A 20,738-nucleotide genomic window follows, 5' to 3' on the forward strand; every position below is an offset into this window, starting at 1 on the left:
GTTCCCAGCAAGAAATGAGCACTTCGACGATGTCCGGCGTTCTCGAGGGCTTCACCGTCATCTTCGTCGTTATCGCCCTGGGCTACCTTCTTGCTCACCTGAATGTGCTGGGCGAGCACGGCCAATTCGTCCTCGGTCGTCTCGTGTTCTTCGTCGCGACACCGGCATTGCTGTTCGTGACGTTGGCCAATTCCGATCTGTCGGTGATTCTCTCGCCTGTATTGGCCGTCGCCGGTTCCACGGCACTGCTCGTCGGGGCCATCTACTTCGTCATCGCGAAGCTCGCGCTGAAACGGTCCGTGCCCGACGCGACCATCGGCGCACTCGCGAGTTCCTACGTCAATGCCGCCAACCTGGGCATCCCGATCGCCGTGTTCGTGCTCGGCGACGCGAACTTCGTCGCGCCCCTGCTGCTGTTCCAGATCATGATCTACACCCCGATCGCCGTCACCATCCTCGACATTTCCACCAAGATCGACAAGGTCTCGCTGTTCAAGACCGTCACCACGCCGTTCCGCAATCCGATCGTGGTGGCCGGAGCCGCAGGCCTCGTGCTGTCGATCACCGGATACGAGCTCCCCGAGGCGCTCATGCAGCCGTTCCAACTCGTCGGCAACCTGTCCGTGCCCGGGGCGCTGCTCGCCTTCGGTCTGTCCCTCTACGGTGCCCGGGTCCTGCAGAAAGGCAGCAGTCCGCGGCGGGACGTGGCCCTGGCAAGCGTGTTCAAGATGGCGCTGCAGCCGTTGCTCGGCTACCTCATGGCCAGGTTCGTCTTCGGTTTGGACGGGCACGATCTGTTCGCCATCGTCGTCGTCTCCGCACTGCCCACCGCGCAGAACGTGTTCGTCTTCGCCAGCCGATACCAGCGCGGGGTGGTGCTCGCCCGCGACACCGCGTTCGTGACCACGCTCGTCTCTATCCCCGTCATCGCTCTCGTGACGGTCTTCCTCGCGTGAGCCGAACACAAAGGTTCTCCTCAGCTCCCAGCGCTAGTTTGGACTCATGAGGTTTCTCGCCGCGGGTGTCATGCTGTGCCTGCTGCTGGCCGGCTGCAGCACCGCCGCTGGTAGCGACGAGGACACAACGCCCAGCATCGACTCCACAACACCCATGGGACTCGTCCAGCAACCCAGCGCCCCTCCGGTTCCGCACGAAGTTCCCGTCGGCGACGTGGGCACGATGTTCGAGGCCACCCCCGGCCTGATCCGCGCCACCACCACTCCGTTCGAGTCGTGGAGCCAGGTATCCCCCAACACCATTGCGGTGCACTTCGTGACCGGCACACCCGAGTGCTACGGGGCCGACGCGTCGGTCACCGAGACCGACACCACCGTCACGATCGAACTGCGAACCGGAACCAGGCCCGATGCCGCCGACAAGTCCTGCATCATGGTTGCCGTCTACGCCACCATGCAGATGACTCTTGCGTCACCGCTCGGTAGCCGCACGATCCTGAATGCGGCCTGACCCCGGCACCGGTAGTGTCCGGGCGGTGAGCGATCATCTCCCCGACCGAGATCGAAGCCAGGTTCGCGCGGCCGATGCGGACCGAAACCTCGTCGCGCAGTTGCTGAGCGACGCGTTCGCGAACGGCCAACTCACCGTCAGCGAATACGACGAGCGCACCGCTGCGGTGTACCAGGCGAAAACCTACGGCGAGCTCGATGTGCTGACCGGCGACCTGGTGCTCTCCCCTCCCCCAGCGCCCATACCGTCCGGTGGTTCCTCGAACGACCGCGTGATCGCGATCATGAGCGGTGCCGTGCGCAAGGGCGAGTGGACCCCCGCCGCACGCATCGACGCGATCGCATTCTGGGGCGGCATAGAACTCGACCTACGCCGCGCATCGTTCACCGCCGAGGAAACCACCATCAACTGTGTCGCCATCATGGGCGGCATCGAGGTCACCGTGCCGCCCGGAGTGAGCGTCGAAGTCCGCGGTATGGGCATCATGGGCGGCTTCGATCACGTCAGCGCGACGCACCCCGGCGCACCTCGCGTCATCATCACCGGTTTCGCCTTCTGGGGCGGAGTATCGGTCGATATCAAGGCAGCAAAGAAGTAATCAGGATCGCCGACGCTTGAGGTAGTCGGTCACCACCGCCGCACCGAGTCCGTCCAGATCCGGGGCGATGACGCGTCCGCCCACTCGCTCGGCCATCTTGTCGACCACTCGTGCCAGGCCTGGGTCGTCTCCGAGACGGAAGATCGTCACCTGCGCACCGAGTTTCGCGACGGTATCGAGCTCGCGGACGGTCAGACCGAGGGTTCTCGACGACGGAGGATAGTCGAAGTACGCGTGGCCGTCCGGTTCCAGATGCGCCGTCGGCTCCCCGTCGGTGACGATCAGCACGACCGGCTGCGCATTGGGATGACGCCGCAGATGACGTACCGCGAGCATCAGAGCGTGGTGCAGATTGGTGCCCTGATCGTAGGCACCGTCCAACCCGGCCAGCTCCGACGCCGTCAATGTCTGTGCATGCCTACCGAATCCGATGAGTTGTAGATCGTCCCCGCGGAAGCGAGTGCTGACCAGGTGATTGAGAGCCAGCGCTGTGCGTTTCATCGGCACCCAGCGGCCGTCCATCACCATCGAGAACGAGGTATCGACCAACAGTGCCACCGCGGCCTGTGTGCGAGTCTCGGTCTCGCTGATCTCCACATCGGTCACCTGCAGCTGCACCGGAAAGCCCGATCCCGTTGCAGCCGAGCGCAGTACCGCATTGTTCACCGTGCGCGTGACATCCCATGGCTCGGTGTCGCCGAACTCCCACGCACGCGACGCACCGGTGGGCTCGCCCATCGCGCCCGCTTTGCGCGTGTCTCGCTCGCCGCCGCGTCGGGACAGCTTGCCCGCGACATCCTTGAGTGCGGACTGCCCCAGCTGCCGCATCGCCTTGGGTGAGAGCCGCCACTGGCCGTCGGCACCCTTGTCCATGAAACCCTGCTGCTGCAGCGCCTTTTCGAGCTCGGCGAGCATCCTCGCATCGGCCGCAGCCTCGGGCCCGAGTTGCTTCAGCAACGCGTCGGCGTCGATGTCGTCCAAGGCAGCGCCATTGTACTGCTGCGAGAGCTGATTGCCCAGGTTCTCGAGATTCGCGATGTCCTGAAGCGCACCGGTACCGTCGCCGAGGCCCATGCCGTTCTCGCCACGGAAGTTCTGCGAGCCATCCCAGTCCTCACCGGGCCGCGCCTGCTGCAGATTCTGATCGAGCTGATCGAGCTGGCTCAACAGATTCGAATCACCGAAGGCCTGCTGCGCCAACGCATCCAACTCTGCACGCTGCTCGGGAGACAGAGAGTTACGTAGTCGCTGTGCGGCGGCAGCTCTTTCCGCCAATGAATCGAGTAGCTCGTCGACATTCTTCGGATTCTCCGGAAAGTGCTGCCCGTGCTTGTTCATGAACTGGTCGAACTGCTCATCGGTGTCCTCGCCCTTGTTGTGGGCGTCGAGCAATTCGTTGAGGTCCTTCAGCATCTCGCTGATGGCCTGACGGTCCTCGTCGGTGGCACCTTCGAGCGCCTGCTTCATACCCGCGAAACGCTGGTCGAGCATTTCGCGTCCGAGCAAGTCCTTGATCTTCTCGTAATTCTCGCGCCCCTCCGACGAACGCCAGTCGTAGTCCGAAAGCTCTTGCACCGCTTGGGCAGTGGACGGTGACAGATCACCGATCTGCATCTCCTGGAACCGCGCATCGTCGTCGAGGGCACGCGCAAGTGCTTTGCGCTCTTCGAGTACCGCCTTGTCCAGCAGCTCACGCACTTCCTGCAATGTGCCGTCGAGGTTGTTCTTCTTCAACAGATCTCGCCGACGTTTGGCGGCCTGAGCAGCGAGGTCGTCGAGCCCACGCATGTTCTTCGTTCCACGCCGCAGCATCTCCTGCAGTGCCCGACGCGGGGACGCGCCCTCGAGCACGTCCTCGCCGATGGCGTCGAGCGCCTCGCGCAGATCCACCGGTGGCGCAAGAGGGTCCGGCCCGTCGTGATACCGCCCGTATCTGGAGCGACGCATCAGCTGTACACCGTCTGACCGTCGTCGTCGGGATCCTTGGAGATGCGACGCGCCAGATACAGACCTTCGAGAGCGAGCTCGACGGCAGCTGCCTTCTCGCCGTCCGACGTGGCGTTCAGACGCTCGTGGATGTCGCCGATCACCTCGACGTCGGGCAGCTCGTCGAGCAACGCCTTGGCGGTGATGCGGTCGCCGGTGACGATCGGTTCACCCGTCTCGATGGCCGTCACCAGAGCGGCGAGGTTGATGCCGCCGAGGTGAGCACGCACGGTATCGGCGGTCGCGCGGCGCAGCATGTGCTCGAGGACCTCGATTTCGCGTCCTTCCTCACCCGACTCGAATTCGACCTTGCCGCGCAACACCTCGATGATGGTCCCGAGGTCGACAGGCCGGGCCACGGGCTCGGCCTCTCCGAGAATCGCGGCCCGGTGAACGGCTGCGGCAGCGATGGTTTCGGCCGCAGCGATCGCGAACCGAGCGGAAACACCGGAGCGCTGGTCGACCGACGGCGACTCGCGCAGCAATCGGGTGAATCGCGCCAGCACCTCGAGCAGATAGGTCGGAACCGTCGCCTGCAGCTCTGCTTCCTGGTTTATGACTGACACCTCGGCGTCGAGTTCGAGGGGGTAGTGCGTCCTGATCTCCGCGCCGAAACGGTCCTTGAGCGGGGTGATGATGCGTCCGCGATTGGTGTAGTCCTCGGGGTTCGCGCTCGCAACGAGCATCACGTCGAGCGGCAGGCGCAAGGTGTAGCCGCGAACCTGGATGTCGCGCTCCTCCATGACGTTGAGCAGCGACACCTGGATACGCTCGGCGAGGTCGGGCAGCTCGTTGATCGCCACGATGCCGCGGTGGCTGCGGGGAACCAGACCGAAGTGAATGGTCTCCGGGTCGCCGAGGCTGCGCCCCTCCGCCACCTTGACCGGGTCGACGTCGCCGACGAGGTCCGCCACCGACGTATCCGGGGTCGCGAGCTTCTCGGCGTACCGCTCGCTGCGGTGCCGCCACTCGACCGGCAGATCGTCGCCGAGTTCCTTTGCTTTCCTGATGCTCGCCGGGGTGATCGGCTCGTACGGGTGCTCACCGAGTTCCGCCCCCGCGATCACCGGCACCCACTCGTCGAGCAGCAGATTCAGGGTGCGCAACAGACGCGTCTTGCCCTGCCCACGCTCGCCGAGCAGCACCACGTCGTGACCGGCCAGAATCGCGCGCTCGAACTGCGGCAACACGGTGCCGCCGAAACCGACGATCCCCGGCCACGGATCTTCGCCGTCACGCAATGCCTTCAGAAGATTTTCCCGCAACTCTTCCTTGATCGACCGCTGCCGATGTCCGGATGCCTTGAGTTCGCCGAGAGTGGAGATGCCAGGTTTGGTAGAGGTCACTTCTCCACGCTACGAGCGTTTGGCAATTGCTGCCATCGAGTGCTCCGTTATGGTTCCGCCGAACTCGAAGTTATGGACGAAATTCGGGCAAATTCCGTCCATAACTTCGAGTTCGGCAGCCGATGCACACTTCGGCGGAACTTCGATCACAACCACGTAACTGTGGACAACTATTTTCTTCATCCACAGCCGACGCTCGAACCACTTTCCGAGCGAGTTCGATGCCACAGTGCGTGGATGGACAGCGCACCGTTCGTCGGATCAGAGGCCCTGGCGAACGGGCTGGTGACCCGCCAGCAGCTCAGAGGCCACTTCCGAAGGATCTATCGCGACGTCTACATCGATCCGGACAGCGAGCTGGACGCACCGACCCGAGCGCGGGCAGCCTGGCTGTACTCACATGGGAACGCCGTCGTGTCCGGCCTGAGTGCTGCCGCACTCCACGGATCGAAGTGGATCTCCGGCGATGACGACGCCGAACTCCTGTGGGCAGAGCATCGTAAGAAGTTCGACGGCCTGCGCATCGGTTTCGACGAGCTGCTACCCCAAGAAGTCGAGACTGTCGACGGCTTGGCAGTCACCACAGCGGCACGCACTGCATACGACCTCGGCCGACGTAGGCCGTTCGGAACCGCCGTGGCACGACTCGATGCACTCGTCCGCGCCACCGGAGTCGGCGTTCACGACATCGCCCGGCTCGCAGAGAACCATCGAGGTGCTCGCGGCATCGTTCAGCTGAGGGCCGTACTCGCCGTGGTCGACGCAGGTGCGGAATCACCGCAGGAGACCCGCACCAGACTGGCCCTTCTGAACGCAGGACTACCTCGCCCGCAAACGCAGATCGAGGTGGTGGGTCCGGACGGGAGGGTGTTCGCCCGCATCGACATCGGCTGGGCACGCTGGAAGGTGGCGGTGGAGTACGACGGCGAGCAGCACTGGTCGGACGAGAGGCAACGGGCCTGGGACATCGAGCGACAACACCTTCTCGAATCACTCGGCTGGACGGTTATCCGGGTGAGCGCTATGCAATTGCGCACCGATCCGTGGGGCGTTTCGGCGCGAGTTCGCGACGCACTGCGTGCCGCCGGGGCGAAGGTCTAGCCGAACTCGAAGTTATGGACGGATTTCGCCGGAAATCCATCCATAACTTCGAGTTCGGCGTCAGAGGCTAGTGAGCGAAGTGCCGCGAACCCGTCAGATACAGCGACACTCCCGCATCCTGTGCTGCGGCGATCACCTCGTTGTCGCGAACCGAACCACCTGGTTGCACAACAGCTTTGACGCCTGCGCTCATCAGCACCTGCAGACCGTCGGGGAAGGGGAAGAACGCATCCGAGGACGCGACCGAACCGACGACGCGATCCCCGGCTCGCTGCACGGCGAGGTGGGCAGCATCGACGCGGTTGACCTGGCCCATTCCGACGCCGACCGACGCACCGTCGTGGGCGAGCAGGATCGCGTTGGACTTCACGGCTCTGCCTGCACGCCAAGCGAATTCGAGATCTTTCAGGGTCGCCTCGTCAACCGGCTCTCCCGCTGCGAGGGTCCAGTTGGCCGGGTTGTCGCCGTCCGCGTCCAGCACGTCCCGTTGCTGCAGCAGTGCCCCGCCGGAGACGGGCTTGAGTTCGACGCCCGAGGTGGGCGGTGCGACCGCGAGCAGGACGCGAATGTTCTTCTTGCGCTGCAACACTCCGAGTGCGCCGTCTGCATAGGACGGCGCGATGATGACCTCGGTGAAGATCTCGGCTACCTGCTCGGCCATCTCGACGGTGACCTCACGGTTGGCGGCGATCACACCACCGTACGCACTCACCGGATCGCAGGCGTGGGCCTTGCGGTGCGCCTCGGCGATGTCCTTGCCGATTGCGATGCCACAGGGATTGGCGTGCTTGATGATGGCAACGGTGGGCTCGGCGTGATCGAACGCCGCACGCCAGGCCGCGTCGGAATCGGTGAAGTTGTTGTACGACATCTCTTTACCGTGCAACTGCTCGGCCTGCGCGATGCCTGCCGCAGCGGAGGAGTCGACGTACAGGGCAGCCTTCTGGTGTGGGTTCTCGCCGTAGCGCAGTACTGCCGAACGGTCCCAGGTTCCACCGATCCACTCGGGGAACGAGGACTCGGACTCCACCAGCACACTGCTCATCCACGACGCCACCGCGACGTCGTAGGCGGCCGTGTGTTGAAAAGCCTGTGCCGCAAGTGATGTGCGCTCCGCGAGGGTGAATCCGCCACCGGCGACGGCCGTGAGTACGTCCTCATAGCGGGCCGGGTCGACGACGACCGCCACCGACGGGTGGTTCTTGGCTGCGGCGCGCACCATCGACGGGCCACCGATGTCTATCTGTTCGACGCATTCGTCCGGCGTCGCCCCACTGGCCACGGTCTCGGTGAACGGATACAGGTTCACCACGACGAGCTCGAACGCCTCGATGCCCAACTCCTCGAGCTGGGCAAGATGTTCGGGCTTGCGGGTATCGGCGAGCACGCCGGCATGGACGCGAGGATGCAGCGTCTTGACGCGTCCCTCCAGCGTCTCGGGGAATCCGGTGAGGTCTTCGACCTTGGTGACCGGAATTCCGGCGTCGGCGATCTTGCTCGCCGTCGAACCGGTGGACACCAGAGCGACGCCTGCGCTGTGCAAGCCTGTCGCCAGTTCGACCAGTCCGGTCTTGTCGTAGACGCTGACCAGCGCGCGGCGCACTGCTTTACGTTCACTCATCGGATTATCTGAGCCTTTCGTCCATCGGAGGTGACACCTGTGGCGACCACGGCTGCGATCACGTCGACCAGCAACCGTCGCTCCACGATCTTGATGCGTTCGTGCAACGCGGCTTCGTCGTCGCCGTCCAGAACCGGCACGGCTTCCTGCGCCAGGATCGGCCCGGTGTCGACACCGGAATCGACCAGGTGAACCGTCGAACCGGTCAGTTTGACGCCGTGGTCGAGTGCATCCCGCACGGCATGGGCACCGGGGAACGACGGCAGCAGAGCAGGATGAGTGTTGATGATGCGTCCGGCGAAAGCATCGAGAAACCGGGACCCGAGAATCTTCATGAAACCGGCGGTGACGATCAGATCGGGTTCGTGACCCAGGACGGCATCGGTGAGTGCGATGTCCCACCGGGCCCGATCGGCATAGTCCTTCAGCCCGATTCGGAAGTTCGGTAACCCGGCCTCGTCCGCACGGCGGGCAGCGTCGCAATCTCGGTCGACTCCGACGGCGACGATGCTCGCGGGATAGTTCTCGGTGGCAGTCGCGGCGATGAGCGACTGCAGGAGCGAGCCGGTCCCCGATGCGAGGACGACGACCCGCGCGGGTGTCTCACGCAAGGCAGTCAGCGCACTACTCCTGAAATATCGAGGCGGATCGTTCGAGCCAGCGGAAAGCCTAGTCTCTGCGCCCCGCACACCTACCGGGCAGGTCCGTCCTGGTCCGTGGGAGGAGCGACGACTTCGGCATCCAACGGTTCGTCGGCAACGGTCTGGACGGTCGCCTCCGGTTCTTCGGCCGGGGGCATCTCGGCCGGGACGTCGTTCACGACCTCCGCCTCGACGACCTCCTCGACCGGCTCGACGTCCGCAGGCTCGTCGGGAGCGGCCTCGATCGCCAACTCGGCCGTAGGTACCGCAGCGGCAACGGGCTCGCTCGCGATCGGCTCGTCCTGGATCGGCTCGGGTTCTGCTCGACGCCACACGGTGACGGCGGCCGAGGCCGAGCCGACAACACCGAGCCACGCGAACGTCAGCAACCCGAAGCTCCACTCGGTCACCTCGACGGTTCCGAACGTGCCCAGGTTGCCGCCTGCGGCATAGCCGAACAGCGCGGCGAGCGCTCCAGTGGCGGCGGCCACGACCCACACCGAGGACACGGCGACCTGGATGTCGGCGCTGCGAATCGCGCAGTCGCGGCCGAGCAACAGCCCGACACCGATCGGGACGACCAGCATGACGATCCAGATGGTCTGCGCAGATCCTTCGGGGAGGACGGCCAGGATCGGCAGTGGCGGGAGCGGCCCTCCCGTCGTCGAGAAGAGGCTGACCGACGCGTCGCCGAACCCGGCAGAGGAACCGGTGGCCACGGCGAGAGCACCGATGAGGACGTTGGGGAGATAGAGCACCGACAGCACTGTGAGGCCGAGCATGCCGACGACATCGCGTCCGCTCTCGACCAGCGCTCCTGCGGTCTCCCACGAGACGAGCAGGGCGATCAGTACGACGGCCGCGCCGCCGGCGGCGAACATCGAGATCGCGCGAACGAACGGTGCGACGAGTGCGCGAACCCACTCCGGAAGCCCGCGGCGGATCACCACGGAGTCCCAGCGCGCGAGCAGCAGACCCGTTCCCGACGCGGCCGCGTGCACGCCTGCGACCCACGAGAAGGCGACGAGTGCGTTGGGGCTGGACAGTCCGATGACGGTGGACGCATCCTGTGCGACGGCCAGGGCGATGGCGGTCACGGCGAGTGGACCGGCCAACGAGGCGGCGAACACCCACCGCACCATCCGGCCGTCGGTGTCGATGTCGACTGCGCGGTGAACGGTGCGCGCCACGGACCAGCCGACGATCAGCGTCGGCAGAAGCGGTGCGACACCGAGGGATGTACCGCCGATACTCAGGGGTACGAGGTGCACCGCGAACCACGACCCGGCGATCGCCCCGAAGGTGCCGGTCAGATCACTGTTGACCGAGACGAGGGTGACCAGAGCGAGCGTCGTCGCGATCACCACGACCAGTCCGGAAATCTTGAACGCCACCCCGGCGAGTACGCGCGACTGATCGGGCGTCGGCCCGGTACTGGGAGTCCGCGCGGCCGCGCGTCGCGTCTCTCGGTTCAATAGATCGCTCATCGCAACGAGACTCGCATCATCTTCGCGGCGCACCGGTCAGGCGCGCCGCGAAGGGTGCCTGGAGGGACGTGAAATCAGTCGCGCTTCTTCTCGTCCTCGGCGGGAGTGGCCCCGAAGGACTGCGTGGGCGCGCCGTACGGCGTCGACTGATCGCCCGATTCCGGCTCGTCCGACTTCGCCGGGGGCTGACCGTATCCGGACGGCTGCCCGTACTGGTACTGGTTCGGTGGGTACGCCTGCCCGGCGGCCGGTCCGCTCGGACCGGTGTACGGCGGCGGCGCGTAGCCGCCCTGCGGAGACGGGTTGGGGGCGGACTGTCCGTACGACGGCTGGCCACCCGGGTTGTAGGAATGCTGCCCCGACGCCTGTCCGCTCGGAGCCTGACCGAAGTTCGACGACGTTCCCTGAGGCTGCCCGTACGACGGCGGATTGCCGTATGCCTGCGACTGTGACGGTCCACCGAACGATGTCGTCGGCGCGTTGTACGGGTTCGGCTGGCCGAATCCGGGCTGCTGGTTCTGGGTCTGGCCGCCGAAGCCTGCAGGCTTGGGGACCGGAGCCTTGACGATGCCCGCATCGAGCAGCAGAGCTGCGACCGCGGCAGCTGCCTGGACGAAGCCGAGAACGAGCACCAGGATCGCGCCGATGCCGAGCGAACTGGAGGTGCTGGCGAACTCGTTGCCCTCGGCGCTCGGCAGACTGAACGACTGGAATGCCAACACCAGGAAGCCGGTGATCGCCAGTGCGGCCACCACGCCCTGATTCTTCGTGTCCTTCTGCAGCAACGACGCTCCGGCGATCATGCCCGCTGCCAGCAACAGTGCAACCGACACCGCGCTTCCACCGGAGGCGAAGAACGTGGTGCTGAACGAGGTCTGAATGCTGCTCGGCAGCTCCTGAGACGAGGTGACCTCGGCGGTGACGAGGTCCAGCAATCCGAGCAGGAAGTTCACTATGCCGAGCCCGAGAATGACGAAGGTGAGGATCTTCGGCAGATTCGACAGCCCCGACCCTCTCGACTTCGGCTGTGGCGCAGGATTCACCGGTGCCGACGTTCCGGGGACCGGCGGGCCGAAGGGATTGGACACCGACGGCTGATGAAACGTCTGGTTCTGACCCGGATGACCTTGGGGATTGGGGGACGGCTGATTGGGCGAGGACGACAGGCCGTAGGACGGTCCACCTCCGCCGTAGCCACCAGAGTTGGAGCCCCCGTTTTCAGGGCTGCCGGGCGAGTAGGTCATCGCGTCTCCTCATCCTGATAGTGACGTACCCAGGTCGGTCGGGTCCGAGAACTCACGCTACTGCACGGACCCGACCGCTCAAGGAACTCCAGGTCAGTGGGACGCGACCAGCTGCTGGTCGTTCGATTCGGCAGCTTCGAGCTCTCGAACCAACGGCAGCACCCTGGCACCGAAATATTCGATGTCCTCCTGGAAGTGCAGGAAGCCACCGAGAATCAGGTCGACGCCGCGGCGGCGGTAGGCGACGATGCGTTCGGCCACCTGCTCCGGGGTGCCGATCAACTGGGTCTTGAAGCCGTCGTTGTACTGAACGAGGTCCTCGAACGTGGAGTCGGCCCACATTCCCTTCTTGTCGCCCGTCGAATTGCCCGCCTGTTGCACCGCCCCCTTGAAGCCTTCGACGGCAGGCTTGTTCGCCTTCTCGATAATTTCGCGCAGTGTGTCTCGGGCTTCCTTTTCGGTATCGCGCGCGATGATGAACCCGTTGAGCCCGAACTTGACCTCGCGCTGGTGATCGCGCGCGACGCGACGGAGATTGTCGAGTTGCTCGGTGACGCCGGCGAAATCCTTGCCGTTGCTGAAGTACCAGTCCGAGTATCGTCCGGCATTCTCCTGTGCGGCAGACGAATTGCCACCTTGGAACAGTTCGGGATTGGGTCGCTCAGGTGTGTTGAGAGGCTTGGGCTTGAGCGTGAAGTCGTGGATCCGGTAGAAGTCGCCCCGGAAGTCGACGTCGTCCTCGGTCCAGATCTTGCGTAGTACCTGCAGGAATTCTGCACTGCGACGGTACCTTTCGTCGTGCTCGAGCCACGGTTCACCGAGGTGGGTGAACTCGTCCTTGAACCAGCCGCTGACGACATTGACGGCGAAACGACCGTTCGACAGGTGGTCGGCCGTGGCACCGAGCTTGGCGAGGACCGCCGGCTGCCACAGACCGGGATGCACTGCCGCAATGACTTTGAGCCTTTCGGTGGCCAGCAGCAGCGCGAGCGAGAAGCTGGTGGATTCGTGCTGGAACTCTGCCCCGTAACTCGCTTCGTAGCGCACCTGACTCAGGGCGTACTCGAATCCGTTGTTCTCGGCCGTCTGCGCCAGCTTCTTGTTGTATTCGTAATCCCAGCCGGTGCGTTGTTCGATGGTGCTGGTGACCAGGCCTCCCGATACATTGGGTACCCAGTACGCGAACTTGACAGCGTCGGCGATTCTTTCGGTGCTCATTCTTGTTCTCCTACCAGTGCGTTCTAGGAATACCAGGTCGGCTCGGGCAGTTCGCCCGTGAGAACCCAGCGGCCGACCTCACGTCGCTTGTACGCGACCGGATCGTGCAGGGTATGCGTACGCACGTTGCGCCAGAAGCGATCGAATCCGTACTTGCTGGCCGTCGCCCGCGCACCGAGTGCCTCGAACACCGTGGAAGTGATCTCGAGCGACACCTCCGTGGCGCGAGCCTTGACTGCGGCCACCCGCACTTCGTGATCACCGCGCTCCTCGGCGGTGACGTTCCACGCGTCGTCGTGAATCTTCTGCCCTTCCAACGCCACTGCGTCGGCCAGAGCTTCGACGGCCCACAGCTTGGCGGTCAGGTCGCCGTAGATGTCGATGATGTAGGGCTCGTCGACTGCCTTGTCCACCGTGCTGTGCAGCCACGCACGAGTCTTGTCCTTGGTGTACGACGCTGCTTCCTCGAGAGCGCCCCTCGCGATGCCGAGGTAGAAGTTGACGAACACGAGCTGGATGGTCGGAACGTTGAGGGTGTTGTAGACCCGCGGCTGAAAGGCCTTGTCCACGAACCCTGCTGCGCTGGCCCAGTCGACACGAACCTTGTCGATCGTGACGCTGCCACTCTCGGTCTGACGCTGGCCGATGTTGTCCCAATCGTCATGGAACGACAATCCCTCGATGTTCGACGGCACGATTGCGAACACGTGCTGACCGTCGGGCAACGCTCCTTCGAGCACGGTGACGTCCGAGACCCGGCTGCCGGTAGAGAACGTTTTGGAACCGTCGAACACGATGGTCTCGCCCTCATCGGTGACCGACACGTCGTTGTCCCGCGGGTTGACGGCACCACCGAAGAACCATTTGTTCTTGGTGGCGTCGGCTTCGACGGCCTCGATCTGCTCCGGTGTGCCCACCAGACGCGCAGCCCAGAACCACAGTAGGTGGTATCCGAGCAGCTGGCCGATCGAGCCGTCGGCCTTGGAGACGGTACGAATCACCTGATAGGCCGTCGGCCAGTCGTGGCCCGCGCCGCCGTGTTCGACGGGGCCGAGCAGAGTGACGAGTCCGGCGTCCTTCAGGAGCTGAACCTCGGCATGCGGCGCGGCATTGCCCTTGTCGCGGGCGACGGCATCGACAGCGAGGAGTTGAGCTACCTCACCCGCGCGGGAAATCCAACCGGCGGCAGTGGTGGGGGCGTCGGACCAGTTCTTGGTGAGGACACGATTCTCGGTGGTTGTCATGACGATCAGTGAAGTCGTGCAGAGGATCGGTGACCACAGTTCGACTCAGCGTGATTTCAAGACCCCGTGTCGAGGTCAGCCACGCAAGATCTTCTCCATCTTCTTGCCCTTGGCGAGTTCGTCGATCAGCTTGTCCAGGTAGCGGATCTTCTGCATCAGCGGGTCTTCGACGTTCTCGACGCGTATCCCACAGACGACACCGGTGATCAGGGTCGCGTTCGAGTTCAGGTTCGCTGCCGCGAAGAAGTCGTCGAACGTCGTTTCGGCCTCGAGATGGCGGTCGAGGTCCGACTGGTCGAAACCGGTGAGCCATCGAATGATCTCGTCGACCTCGGCTTTGGTCCGACCTTTGCGTTCGGCCTTGGTCACGTAGAGCGGATAGACCGAGCTGAAGGCGGTGGTGAAGATCCTGTGCACGCGGATCAATCTAGTCCACTGATGTGCCCGCGAAGTAGGCCCGCACTCGCGGAGTGAACAGCAGCAGTGCCACCGTCAGCAGGATTACCACTTGAATCGCCTGCACCACGTGGGTCCAGGGCAGGTTCGGGGTGAAAATTAGATACGAGTAGGCAGCGACCCCGAAGATACTCCAGCTCAACAGGACTCGATATTGGGACGGGGTGCGCTCGGACAGCCGTCGGACGAGATACGAGTAGCCGAAGATCAGACTGACCACGGTGATCACCCGTAGGGAGTAGGCCCCGTAGACGATGGCCTTCGCCGACGACGAGCCGTCGTCCATGCCCTGCCTGTGCATCTGAAAATCTGCGAGAGACTTCGCCAGCACCACCGATGCGAGTACATACAGGCACGAGACCACCATGGCCGCGATCATCAACCTGCCGATAGGCCGCACCGCTCGGTCTGCATGCCATCCGTCGCGATACAGACGAGTCAGGAATTCAGCCGTGTTTCCTCCCATGTCGCCAGTATCTCAGCATTTCATTACTTCGGCTGTTGACATCTCTTTACCACCAGATTGTCTGCCAATTACTATGCAGCGCAACATATTTCGTGCACAATGATGCGGACGCATTCGCCGATCAGGGAGGGCCAGCGCATGAGGCGAAAGAGAATCGAATATTTCAAGGTCGCCACACTTCTCACCTTCGCCATTGTCGCAGCATGGGGTGCGGGTTCCCTGGGCTCGGTCTACTACGCCGGGGTGGCGATAGCGCTGGGAGCAGCGTCCGTGTTCGTTCTGTGGCGAGTGGACAAATTCGAGACCGAATAGCACTGCCAGCTCCGCGTCAATGTGACATTGCACCGCCCAGACGCATGCAGTGGTCCATTCACGCGAACTGGGGGCGCGCACGAAAAAGCCCGCCACCGAATCGGTGGCGGGCCTCTCTCGCGTGAAAGTTACTTCACAGACAGCGATTCCAGGATCTCGCGCGCGAGGGCAGCGGTCTCGGACGGCGTCTTGCCGACCTTGACGCCTGCGGCCTCTAGTGCGTCCTTCTTCGCCTGCGCCGTTCCCAGCGAGCCGGAGACGATGGCGCCTGCGTGGCCCATGGTCTTGCCCTCGGGAGCGGTGAAGCCTGCGACGTAGCCGACGACCGGCTTGGTCACGTTGGCCTTGATGTAGTCGGCTGCACGCTCTTCGGCGTCGCCACCGATCTCACCGATCATGACGATGACCTTGGTCTCGGGGTCCGCTTCGAATGCCTCGATGGCGTCGATGTGGGTGGTTCCGATGACGGGGTCGCCGCCGATGCCGATGGCCGTCGAGAAGCCGAAGTCACGGAGCTCGAACATCATCTGGTAGGTCAGCGTGCCGCTCTTGGAGACCAGGCCGATGGGGCCGGTTCCCGAGATGTTGGCGGGCGTGATGCCGACCAATGCCTCACCGGGAGTGATGATTCCGGGGCAGTTCGGGCCGATGATGCGGGTCTTCTTGCCCTTCTCCACGTTGTAGGCCCACGCGTATGCGGAGTCCTGCACGGGGATGCCCTCGGTGATGACGACGAGCAGCGGGATCTCCGCGTCGATCGCTTCGACGATGGCGTCCTTGGAGAATGCCGGCGGCACGAACGCGATGGACACGTCGGCTCCGGTCTTCTCCATGGCCTCGGAAACCGAAGCGAAGACCGGGAGTTCGATGTCGTTGCCCTGTGCGTCGACGTGCTTGACCGTGGTGCCGGCCTTGCGTGCGTTGACGCCACCGACGACCTGGGTGCCGGCCTTGAGCATCAGGGCGGTGTGCTTGGTGCCTTCGCCGCCGGTGATGCCCTGGACGATGACCTTGTTGTCCTTGTTCAGAAAGATTGACATGGTTTCCTCTACTTCGCTGCCAGCTCGGCGGCCTTGTCGGCGCCCTCGTCCATGGTTCCGGCGAGCGTCACCAGCGGGTGCGCGGCGTCGGCGAGAATCTTGCGGCCCTCTTCGACCTTGTTGCCGTCGAGACGGACGACCAGCGGCTTGTTGGCGTCGTCGCCCAGCTTCTTCAGCGCGCCGACGATGCCGTTGGCGACTGCGTCACACGCGGTGATACCGCCGAAGACGTTGACGAACACGCTCTTGACCTGCTCGTCACCGAGGATGACGTCGAGGCCTGCGGCCATGACCTCGGCCGACGCGCCGCCGCCGATGTCGAGGAAGTTGGCCGGCTTGACGCCGCCGTGTGCCTCGCCTGCGTATGCGACGACGTCGAGGGTCGACATGACCAGTCCGGCACCGTTTCCGATGATGCCGACCTGTCCGTCGAGCTTGACGTAGTTGAGGTCGTTCTCCTTCGCCTTGGCCTCGAGGGGATCGGCTGCGTCCTTGTCCTCGAACTCGGCGTGGCCGGCCTGGCGGAAGTCTGCGTTGGCGTCGAGCGTGACCTTGCCGTCGAGGGCGAGGATCTGATCGTCCGGGGTGCGAACCAGCGGGTTGACCTCGACCAGGAGAGCGTCTTCGTTGATGAAGACCTCCCACAGCTTCTGGATGGTCACCGCAGCGGCGTCGAGCACCTCGGCGGGAAGCTTGCCCTTTTCGGCGATTTCACGAGCAAAAGCAAGATCGACGCCCTTGACGGCGTCGACCGGGATACGTGCGAGTGCGTCGGGGTTCTCCTCCGCCGTCACCTCGATTTCGACGCCACCCTCGACCGAACACATGGCGAGGTAGGTGCGGTTGGTGCGGTCGAGCAGGAAGGAGATGTAGTACTCCTCGGCGATGTCGGAGGCTTCTGCAACGAGAAGCTTCTTGACGACATGGCCCTTGATGTCGAGTCCGAGAATCGCTTCTGCGTTCTCGGTGGCTGCTGCGACGTCCTTGGAGTACTTGACGCCACCGGCCTTGCCGCGGCCGCCGACTTTGACCTGTGCCTTGACCATTACTGGCTTGCCGATTTCTTCGGCAATCTGTGTTGCTCCGGCGACCGTGTCGGTGACACGACCGGCGGAGGTGGGTACGCCATGCTTGGCGAACAATTCCTTCGCCTGGTATTCGAAGAGATCCATCAGCTCACCGTCTCGTCTACGTTGACGCCCGCTCCAGGGGTGTGAGCGGGTCTGAGCATGGACTTTATCCAGGTGCCCCGACAGCGCATCGGGCGCATGGATGCTATGTGGCCTATCTCACCGCTACCGGCTCGATGAAACGGCCGTCACCGATCGGCGCGGCGGGCCGAAAGTGCCGCCGCGACAGCGAGAACGACGATTCCGACGACCGAGGGCACGACGCCGGGACCCATTTCCGGATCGGTGGCACGCGCAGACGTCAGCGGCCACGACGCCACGTACACGATCCCCGCGACGACCGACCCACCGAGCAGAACGCTGCCGCGAGCGGGCCGAGCACGCGCCGCGACGACGGCAGCGACCACGACTCCGACGGCGAGCAGCATCTGACCCCAGGTGTCCCAGCCCCACGGAAATTCGGTGACGGTCGCGGCGGTCAGATCGCTGCCTCGGTACAAGGGCAGGGCGAGTCCGATGGCAAGGAGAACCCCGCCGAACAGAGCAGCGCCCAGAACCGGAACGTCGAACCCGGCGTCGGCCGAGGTGTCGACGTCGTCGCGTTCGGCCGATCCGGCGAACAGCGCCAGCACTCCGGTGGCCACGGCAGCGACGACGCCCGCGATGATCGCCAGAGCTCCGATGCCGGTACTCACCCCGTCCACGTCCTCGGCGAGCACCACCGACTGCAACACTCCGGCCGCAGCCGAGACCGCGCCGAGCCAGAACATCGACACGAACGGCCTCGCCGTCGAAGCGAACTCGGAGAACAGCAGCGGCACCGAACCCAGAATCATCACGAACCCGGCGACCAACACCACGCGGGTGGCCAGAATCTGCGGCACGGCAATGCCCGAGTCGGTCCCCAGAATCGGCAACAACGATCCGAGAACGAACAGCACGCCCGACGCGACGCCTGCACTCCCGGCCGCTGCGTGCCATCGCGTCGTTCCTGGACCGGCGACACCGCGGGCATCTCGCGCACCCGTCGCGCGCTGCTGCGCTCTCTCCAGCGCTCGGCGGTCACGTGCCGCGGCGACGGGTGCCAGCACCGCCCCACAGATAAGCAGCCCGAGCCCAGCGACCGTTCCCAGGTATGCACCGACGCCGGCATCCACTCGGGCTCCGGTACCGAGTCCCGCCAGCAGACCGACCCCGGCGAACGCCAGCACCCCGAGCCCGGCACCGACGGACGCACCCGAGGCCACGATCGGAGACAGCGAGGCCAACGCAGATGCGGCCACCACGAGCGCCGCGATCCCGACCACTCCTGATCCCACCGCGACGAACACCGGCGATTCCACCACCGCCGTCACGATCACCACCGGATCGTCCGAGCGATACAGCGACGCGAATGCCGCCACCGCCGCCAGCACACCCAAGATGCCGATCAGCGCCGCGAGCAACGGACCGACACGCCCCGCAGCAGCGCGTCCCACGTGCTCGGAATACACCGAGTGGCCGTACCCGTCACCGAGACCGGCGCGATGCACCGCAGACCACCCCGCAACACCCGCCAGAACCGACACAGCGTGACCGACGAGCAGAACGTAGGCACCGGGGGTGGCGTCGAGCATCGCAGCGCTCAGCGGGCGGAAGAGCTCGAGCCGATTCGCGTCGATGGGATCCGCCAGCAGGGCCACATCGAGGAGTGCGAGTCCGAGTGCCACCGCGCCGTACCCGGCCAGCAGCGCTGCAGCGAACTCGACACGTTTGCCGGCCACGCCCACCGCAGCACCGAGGACGACGACAACGGGAACGGCCCCGGCCAGGATCGCGGCGATCGCGGCCCCGTCACCCACCGGCGAACCGTCGGCGCTGCGGACGACACCGATCAGCTGTGCCACCACCACGGCAACCGCAGCGATCAGAGCCAGTACGACTGCTGTTGCCACGCGCGAGGTCGGCGACGGGTCGTCGGGCCGACCGAACTCTCCGTCCTGGGGCCGGATGCGTTGCGGTTCCGCTCGCTCGGAGCCGCGGGCGGACGAATCGTCGAAGGTGGGAGTCGGCACTCGGATCACGGTATCGGCTCGATCGGTGCAAGAACCGTTACTGTCGCCGTGTGCCGTCGATGGGTTCCCGTCTCCGATCACGGATGTGGCTCGTCACGAGATAACCGCTGGTCGCCTTGTGAGCCATCTCACATATGCCGCCGGTTTGGGCTGTTAACTTGCGCGCCCCGCAATCATTTCGTTACCGTCTGCCGAGTCTTTCAGTAACAGCCAGGTCACGGACAACGGAGGTAGTAGGTCTTGCAGCAACACCGTGCGTCCTTCACCTCCAGCCGGTTCTCTCGACCTTCGGCCGAAGACGCGACCACGGTGTACAGCTACGAGCCCATCGCCGACGCTGCCGCAGAGCCCGCGTTCGAGACCGATGCCTACGACGCGTACGCCTACTCGCCGTACCAGTACACCGAGGCCGATTTCGCCCAGGCCTCGCACGTCGCAGCCGACGAGTCACCGACCGTCGTCACCACGTTCGCCACTTCTGCTGACGCCACCCCCGTGGCCCGTCGCGGCGGCGCACACCGCATTCCTCTTCCCCCCACCGCACTCAAGGGCCGAGCAGCAGTTCTCGCGGTAGCCGCAGGCGCAGTCGTCGCTGCCGGCCAGGCCGTCGTCAACGATGACTCGCCCACCGCGGTTGCCACCTCCGAGTACGCACTCGCAGCAGGCGAGGCACCCGCCGCAGCGGCAGTCCCGCCCACGACGACTCCGCAGACCACCGAACCGGCAGCCGACTCGTCCAGCGCAGCGCCGTCGGAGGCACCGCAGATCCTCAGCATCGCCGCACCGGTTGATCTGAGCCAGTTCAACGACCTGCTCGCCAAGGGCCAACGCTTCAGCGAAGAGCGGGCTGCCCGTGAAGCCGCCGCTCGCCGGCCACTGTTCGCGCTTCCGGCGCAGGGCACCTACACCTCCAACTTCGGCACCCGTTGGGGCGTACTCCACGCAGGCGTCGACGTCGCCAATGCAATCGGAACTCCGATCTACGCCGTCGCCGACGGCAAGGTGATCGACTCCGGTCCGGCCGCGGGCTTCGGCATGTGGGTTCGCGTGCAGCATGCCGACGGCACGATCACCGTCTACGGCCACATCGACACCTCGACCGTCACTGTCGGTCAGAACGTCATGGCGGGCGATCAGATCGCAACCATGGGCAACCGCGGCTTCTCCACGGGCCCGCACCTGCACTTCGAGGTCCACCTTCCAGGCGAGCTCAAGATCGACCCGCTCCCCTGGCTCGCCTCCCGAGGAATCTCCCTCGGACCCGAGATGGACTGAGTCCTCCTCCACCGCACAACAAGCCGGACCCCGCTTTCGCAGGGCCCGGCTT

The 20,738-nt window shown here is 64.7% G+C and carries 19 protein-coding genes; 6 read left to right on the plus strand and 13 right to left on the minus strand.

Annotated features, from left to right (window positions below; all coding sequences use genetic code 11):
* The first annotated feature begins 29 nt into the window (after window positions 1-29).
* The 3 genes from AABD04_RS17970 to AABD04_RS17980 are packed head-to-tail and all read left to right on the plus strand — an operon-like array spanning window position 30 to window position 2,065.
* Window positions 30-956, plus strand: a complete 927-nt coding sequence (locus AABD04_RS17970) for an AEC family transporter (protein ID WP_341443092.1) — start codon at window positions 30-32, stop codon at window positions 954-956.
* A 46-nt stretch (window positions 957-1,002) separates the two neighbouring features.
* Complete coding sequence (locus tag AABD04_RS17975) at window positions 1,003-1,467, plus strand: hypothetical protein (protein ID WP_243593695.1); 465 nt, start codon at window positions 1,003-1,005, stop codon at window positions 1,465-1,467.
* 25 nt (window positions 1,468-1,492) lie between these two features.
* Window positions 1,493-2,065, plus strand: coding sequence for a DUF1707 SHOCT-like domain-containing protein (locus AABD04_RS17980; RefSeq protein WP_341441971.1), 573 nt, complete (start codon window positions 1,493-1,495; stop codon window positions 2,063-2,065).
* Here the strand turns inward: AABD04_RS17980 and AABD04_RS17985 are convergent, their stop codons facing one another.
* Both AABD04_RS17985 and AABD04_RS17990 read right to left on the minus strand, forming a co-directional pair.
* Window positions 2,066-4,012, minus strand: coding sequence for a VWA domain-containing protein (locus AABD04_RS17985; protein ID WP_341441972.1), 1,947 nt, complete (start codon window positions 4,010-4,012; stop codon window positions 2,066-2,068). It abuts the gene before it with no gap.
* On the minus strand, window positions 4,012-5,397 hold the full coding sequence (locus AABD04_RS17990) for an ATP-binding protein (RefSeq protein ID WP_341441973.1): 1,386 nt from the start codon (window positions 5,395-5,397) through the stop codon (window positions 4,012-4,014). The genes AABD04_RS17985 and AABD04_RS17990 overlap by 1 nt, the downstream gene beginning before the upstream one ends.
* Window positions 5,398-5,634: 237 nt before the next feature.
* Here AABD04_RS17990 and AABD04_RS17995 point away from each other — a divergent pair, with 237 nt between their 5' ends.
* Window positions 5,635-6,498: a DUF559 domain-containing protein gene (locus AABD04_RS17995; RefSeq protein ID WP_341441974.1), complete on the plus strand. Its 864-nt coding sequence runs from the start codon at window positions 5,635-5,637 to the stop codon at window positions 6,496-6,498.
* Window positions 6,499-6,565: 67 nt separating this feature from the next.
* Here AABD04_RS17995 and purH read toward each other — a convergent pair whose 3' ends face one another.
* The 8 genes from purH to AABD04_RS18035 all read right to left on the minus strand — a co-directional run bounded on the left by purH (window position 6,566) and on the right by AABD04_RS18035 (window position 14,875).
* Window positions 6,566-8,119, minus strand: a complete 1,554-nt coding sequence (gene purH / locus AABD04_RS18000; RefSeq protein WP_243593700.1) for a bifunctional phosphoribosylaminoimidazolecarboxamide formyltransferase/IMP cyclohydrolase — start codon at window positions 8,117-8,119, stop codon at window positions 6,566-6,568.
* Window positions 8,116-8,730 carry a phosphoribosylglycinamide formyltransferase gene (purN, locus tag AABD04_RS18005; protein WP_243593701.1) on the minus strand — a complete coding sequence of 205 codons (615 nt, stop codon included), beginning with the start codon at window positions 8,728-8,730 and terminating at the stop codon, window positions 8,116-8,118. Before purN ends, purH begins: the two co-directional genes overlap by 4 nt.
* Window positions 8,731-8,810: 80 nt before the next feature.
* Window positions 8,811-10,247 (minus strand): cell division protein PerM, encoded by a 1,437-nt coding sequence (locus AABD04_RS18010; protein WP_341441975.1) that lies wholly within the window; start codon window positions 10,245-10,247, stop codon window positions 8,811-8,813.
* 74 nt (window positions 10,248-10,321) lie between these two features.
* The gene (locus AABD04_RS18015) at window positions 10,322-11,491 is read right to left on the minus strand and encodes a DUF5336 domain-containing protein (RefSeq protein ID WP_341441976.1); all 1,170 of its coding nucleotides are present in this window, start codon (window positions 11,489-11,491) and stop codon (window positions 10,322-10,324) included.
* Between the two features lie 93 nt (window positions 11,492-11,584).
* Window positions 11,585-12,709 (minus strand): dimethylsulfone monooxygenase SfnG, encoded by a 1,125-nt coding sequence (sfnG, locus tag AABD04_RS18020; protein WP_341441977.1) that lies wholly within the window; start codon window positions 12,707-12,709, stop codon window positions 11,585-11,587.
* Window positions 12,710-12,732: 23 nt separating this feature from the next.
* Complete coding sequence (locus AABD04_RS18025) at window positions 12,733-13,953, minus strand: acyl-CoA dehydrogenase family protein (protein WP_341441978.1); 1,221 nt, start codon at window positions 13,951-13,953, stop codon at window positions 12,733-12,735.
* Window positions 13,954-14,028: 75 nt separating this feature from the next.
* Entirely contained in the window at window positions 14,029-14,370 is a 342-nt protein-coding gene (locus AABD04_RS18030) for a DUF2200 domain-containing protein (RefSeq protein WP_341441979.1), read from the minus strand.
* A 10-nt stretch (window positions 14,371-14,380) separates the two neighbouring features.
* Window positions 14,381-14,875 carry a hypothetical protein gene (locus AABD04_RS18035; RefSeq protein WP_341441980.1) on the minus strand — a complete coding sequence of 165 codons (495 nt, stop codon included), beginning with the start codon at window positions 14,873-14,875 and terminating at the stop codon, window positions 14,381-14,383.
* Between the two features lie 138 nt (window positions 14,876-15,013).
* On the opposite strand from AABD04_RS18035, the gene AABD04_RS18040 reads away from it, so the two are divergent.
* Complete coding sequence (locus AABD04_RS18040; protein ID WP_341441981.1) at window positions 15,014-15,187, plus strand: hypothetical protein; 174 nt, start codon at window positions 15,014-15,016, stop codon at window positions 15,185-15,187.
* Between the two features lie 128 nt (window positions 15,188-15,315).
* Here the strand turns inward: AABD04_RS18040 and sucD are convergent, their stop codons facing one another.
* The 3 genes from sucD to AABD04_RS18055 all read right to left on the minus strand — a co-directional run bounded on the left by sucD (window position 15,316) and on the right by AABD04_RS18055 (window position 19,411).
* Entirely contained in the window at window positions 15,316-16,227 is a 912-nt protein-coding gene (gene sucD, locus AABD04_RS18045) for a succinate--CoA ligase subunit alpha (protein WP_222089956.1), read from the minus strand.
* Between the two features lie 8 nt (window positions 16,228-16,235).
* Window positions 16,236-17,399, minus strand: coding sequence for an ADP-forming succinate--CoA ligase subunit beta (gene sucC / locus AABD04_RS18050; RefSeq protein ID WP_032377331.1), 1,164 nt, complete (start codon window positions 17,397-17,399; stop codon window positions 16,236-16,238).
* 146 nt (window positions 17,400-17,545) lie between these two features.
* The gene (locus tag AABD04_RS18055; protein ID WP_341441982.1) at window positions 17,546-19,411 is read right to left on the minus strand and encodes a hypothetical protein; all 1,866 of its coding nucleotides are present in this window, start codon (window positions 19,409-19,411) and stop codon (window positions 17,546-17,548) included.
* Window positions 19,412-19,651: 240 nt separating this feature from the next.
* Here AABD04_RS18055 and AABD04_RS18060 point away from each other — a divergent pair, with 240 nt between their 5' ends.
* The gene (locus tag AABD04_RS18060; RefSeq protein WP_341441983.1) at window positions 19,652-20,686 is read left to right on the plus strand and encodes a M23 family metallopeptidase; all 1,035 of its coding nucleotides are present in this window, start codon (window positions 19,652-19,654) and stop codon (window positions 20,684-20,686) included.
* The last annotated feature ends 52 nt before the right edge of the window (window positions 20,687-20,738 follow it).

It is taken from the genome of Rhodococcoides navarretei (assembly GCF_038069675.1).
Lineage (GTDB): Bacteria > Actinomycetota > Actinomycetes > Mycobacteriales > Mycobacteriaceae > Rhodococcoides > Rhodococcoides navarretei.

Bases quoted from the DNA above. Each gene is read 5' to 3' on its own strand.
- sfnG (WP_341441977.1), bottom strand. From the start codon at position 12,709: ATGAGCACCGAAAGAATCGCCGACGCTGTCAAGTTCGCGTACTGGGTA.
- AABD04_RS18015 (WP_341441976.1), bottom strand. From the start codon at position 11,491: ATGACCTACTCGCCCGGCAGCCCTGAAAACGGGGGCTCCAACTCTGGT.
- AABD04_RS18010 (WP_341441975.1), bottom strand. From the start codon at position 10,247: ATGAGCGATCTATTGAACCGAGAGACGCGACGCGCGGCCGCGCGGACT.
- AABD04_RS17975 (WP_243593695.1), top strand. From the start codon at position 1,003: ATGAGGTTTCTCGCCGCGGGTGTCATGCTGTGCCTGCTGCTGGCCGGC.
- AABD04_RS17995 (WP_341441974.1), top strand. From the start codon at position 5,635: ATGGACAGCGCACCGTTCGTCGGATCAGAGGCCCTGGCGAACGGGCTG.
- AABD04_RS17970 (WP_341443092.1), top strand. From the start codon at position 30: ATGTCCGGCGTTCTCGAGGGCTTCACCGTCATCTTCGTCGTTATCGCC.
- AABD04_RS17985 (WP_341441972.1), bottom strand. From the start codon at position 4,012: ATGCGTCGCTCCAGATACGGGCGGTATCACGACGGGCCGGACCCTCTT.
- AABD04_RS18040 (WP_341441981.1), top strand. From the start codon at position 15,014: ATGAGGCGAAAGAGAATCGAATATTTCAAGGTCGCCACACTTCTCACC.
- purH (WP_243593700.1), bottom strand. From the start codon at position 8,119: ATGAGTGAACGTAAAGCAGTGCGCCGCGCGCTGGTCAGCGTCTACGAC.
- sucC (WP_032377331.1), bottom strand. From the start codon at position 17,399: ATGGATCTCTTCGAATACCAGGCGAAGGAATTGTTCGCCAAGCATGGC.
- AABD04_RS18025 (WP_341441978.1), bottom strand. From the start codon at position 13,953: ATGACAACCACCGAGAATCGTGTCCTCACCAAGAACTGGTCCGACGCC.
- sucD (WP_222089956.1), bottom strand. From the start codon at position 16,227: ATGTCAATCTTTCTGAACAAGGACAACAAGGTCATCGTCCAGGGCATC.
- AABD04_RS18035 (WP_341441980.1), bottom strand. From the start codon at position 14,875: ATGGGAGGAAACACGGCTGAATTCCTGACTCGTCTGTATCGCGACGGA.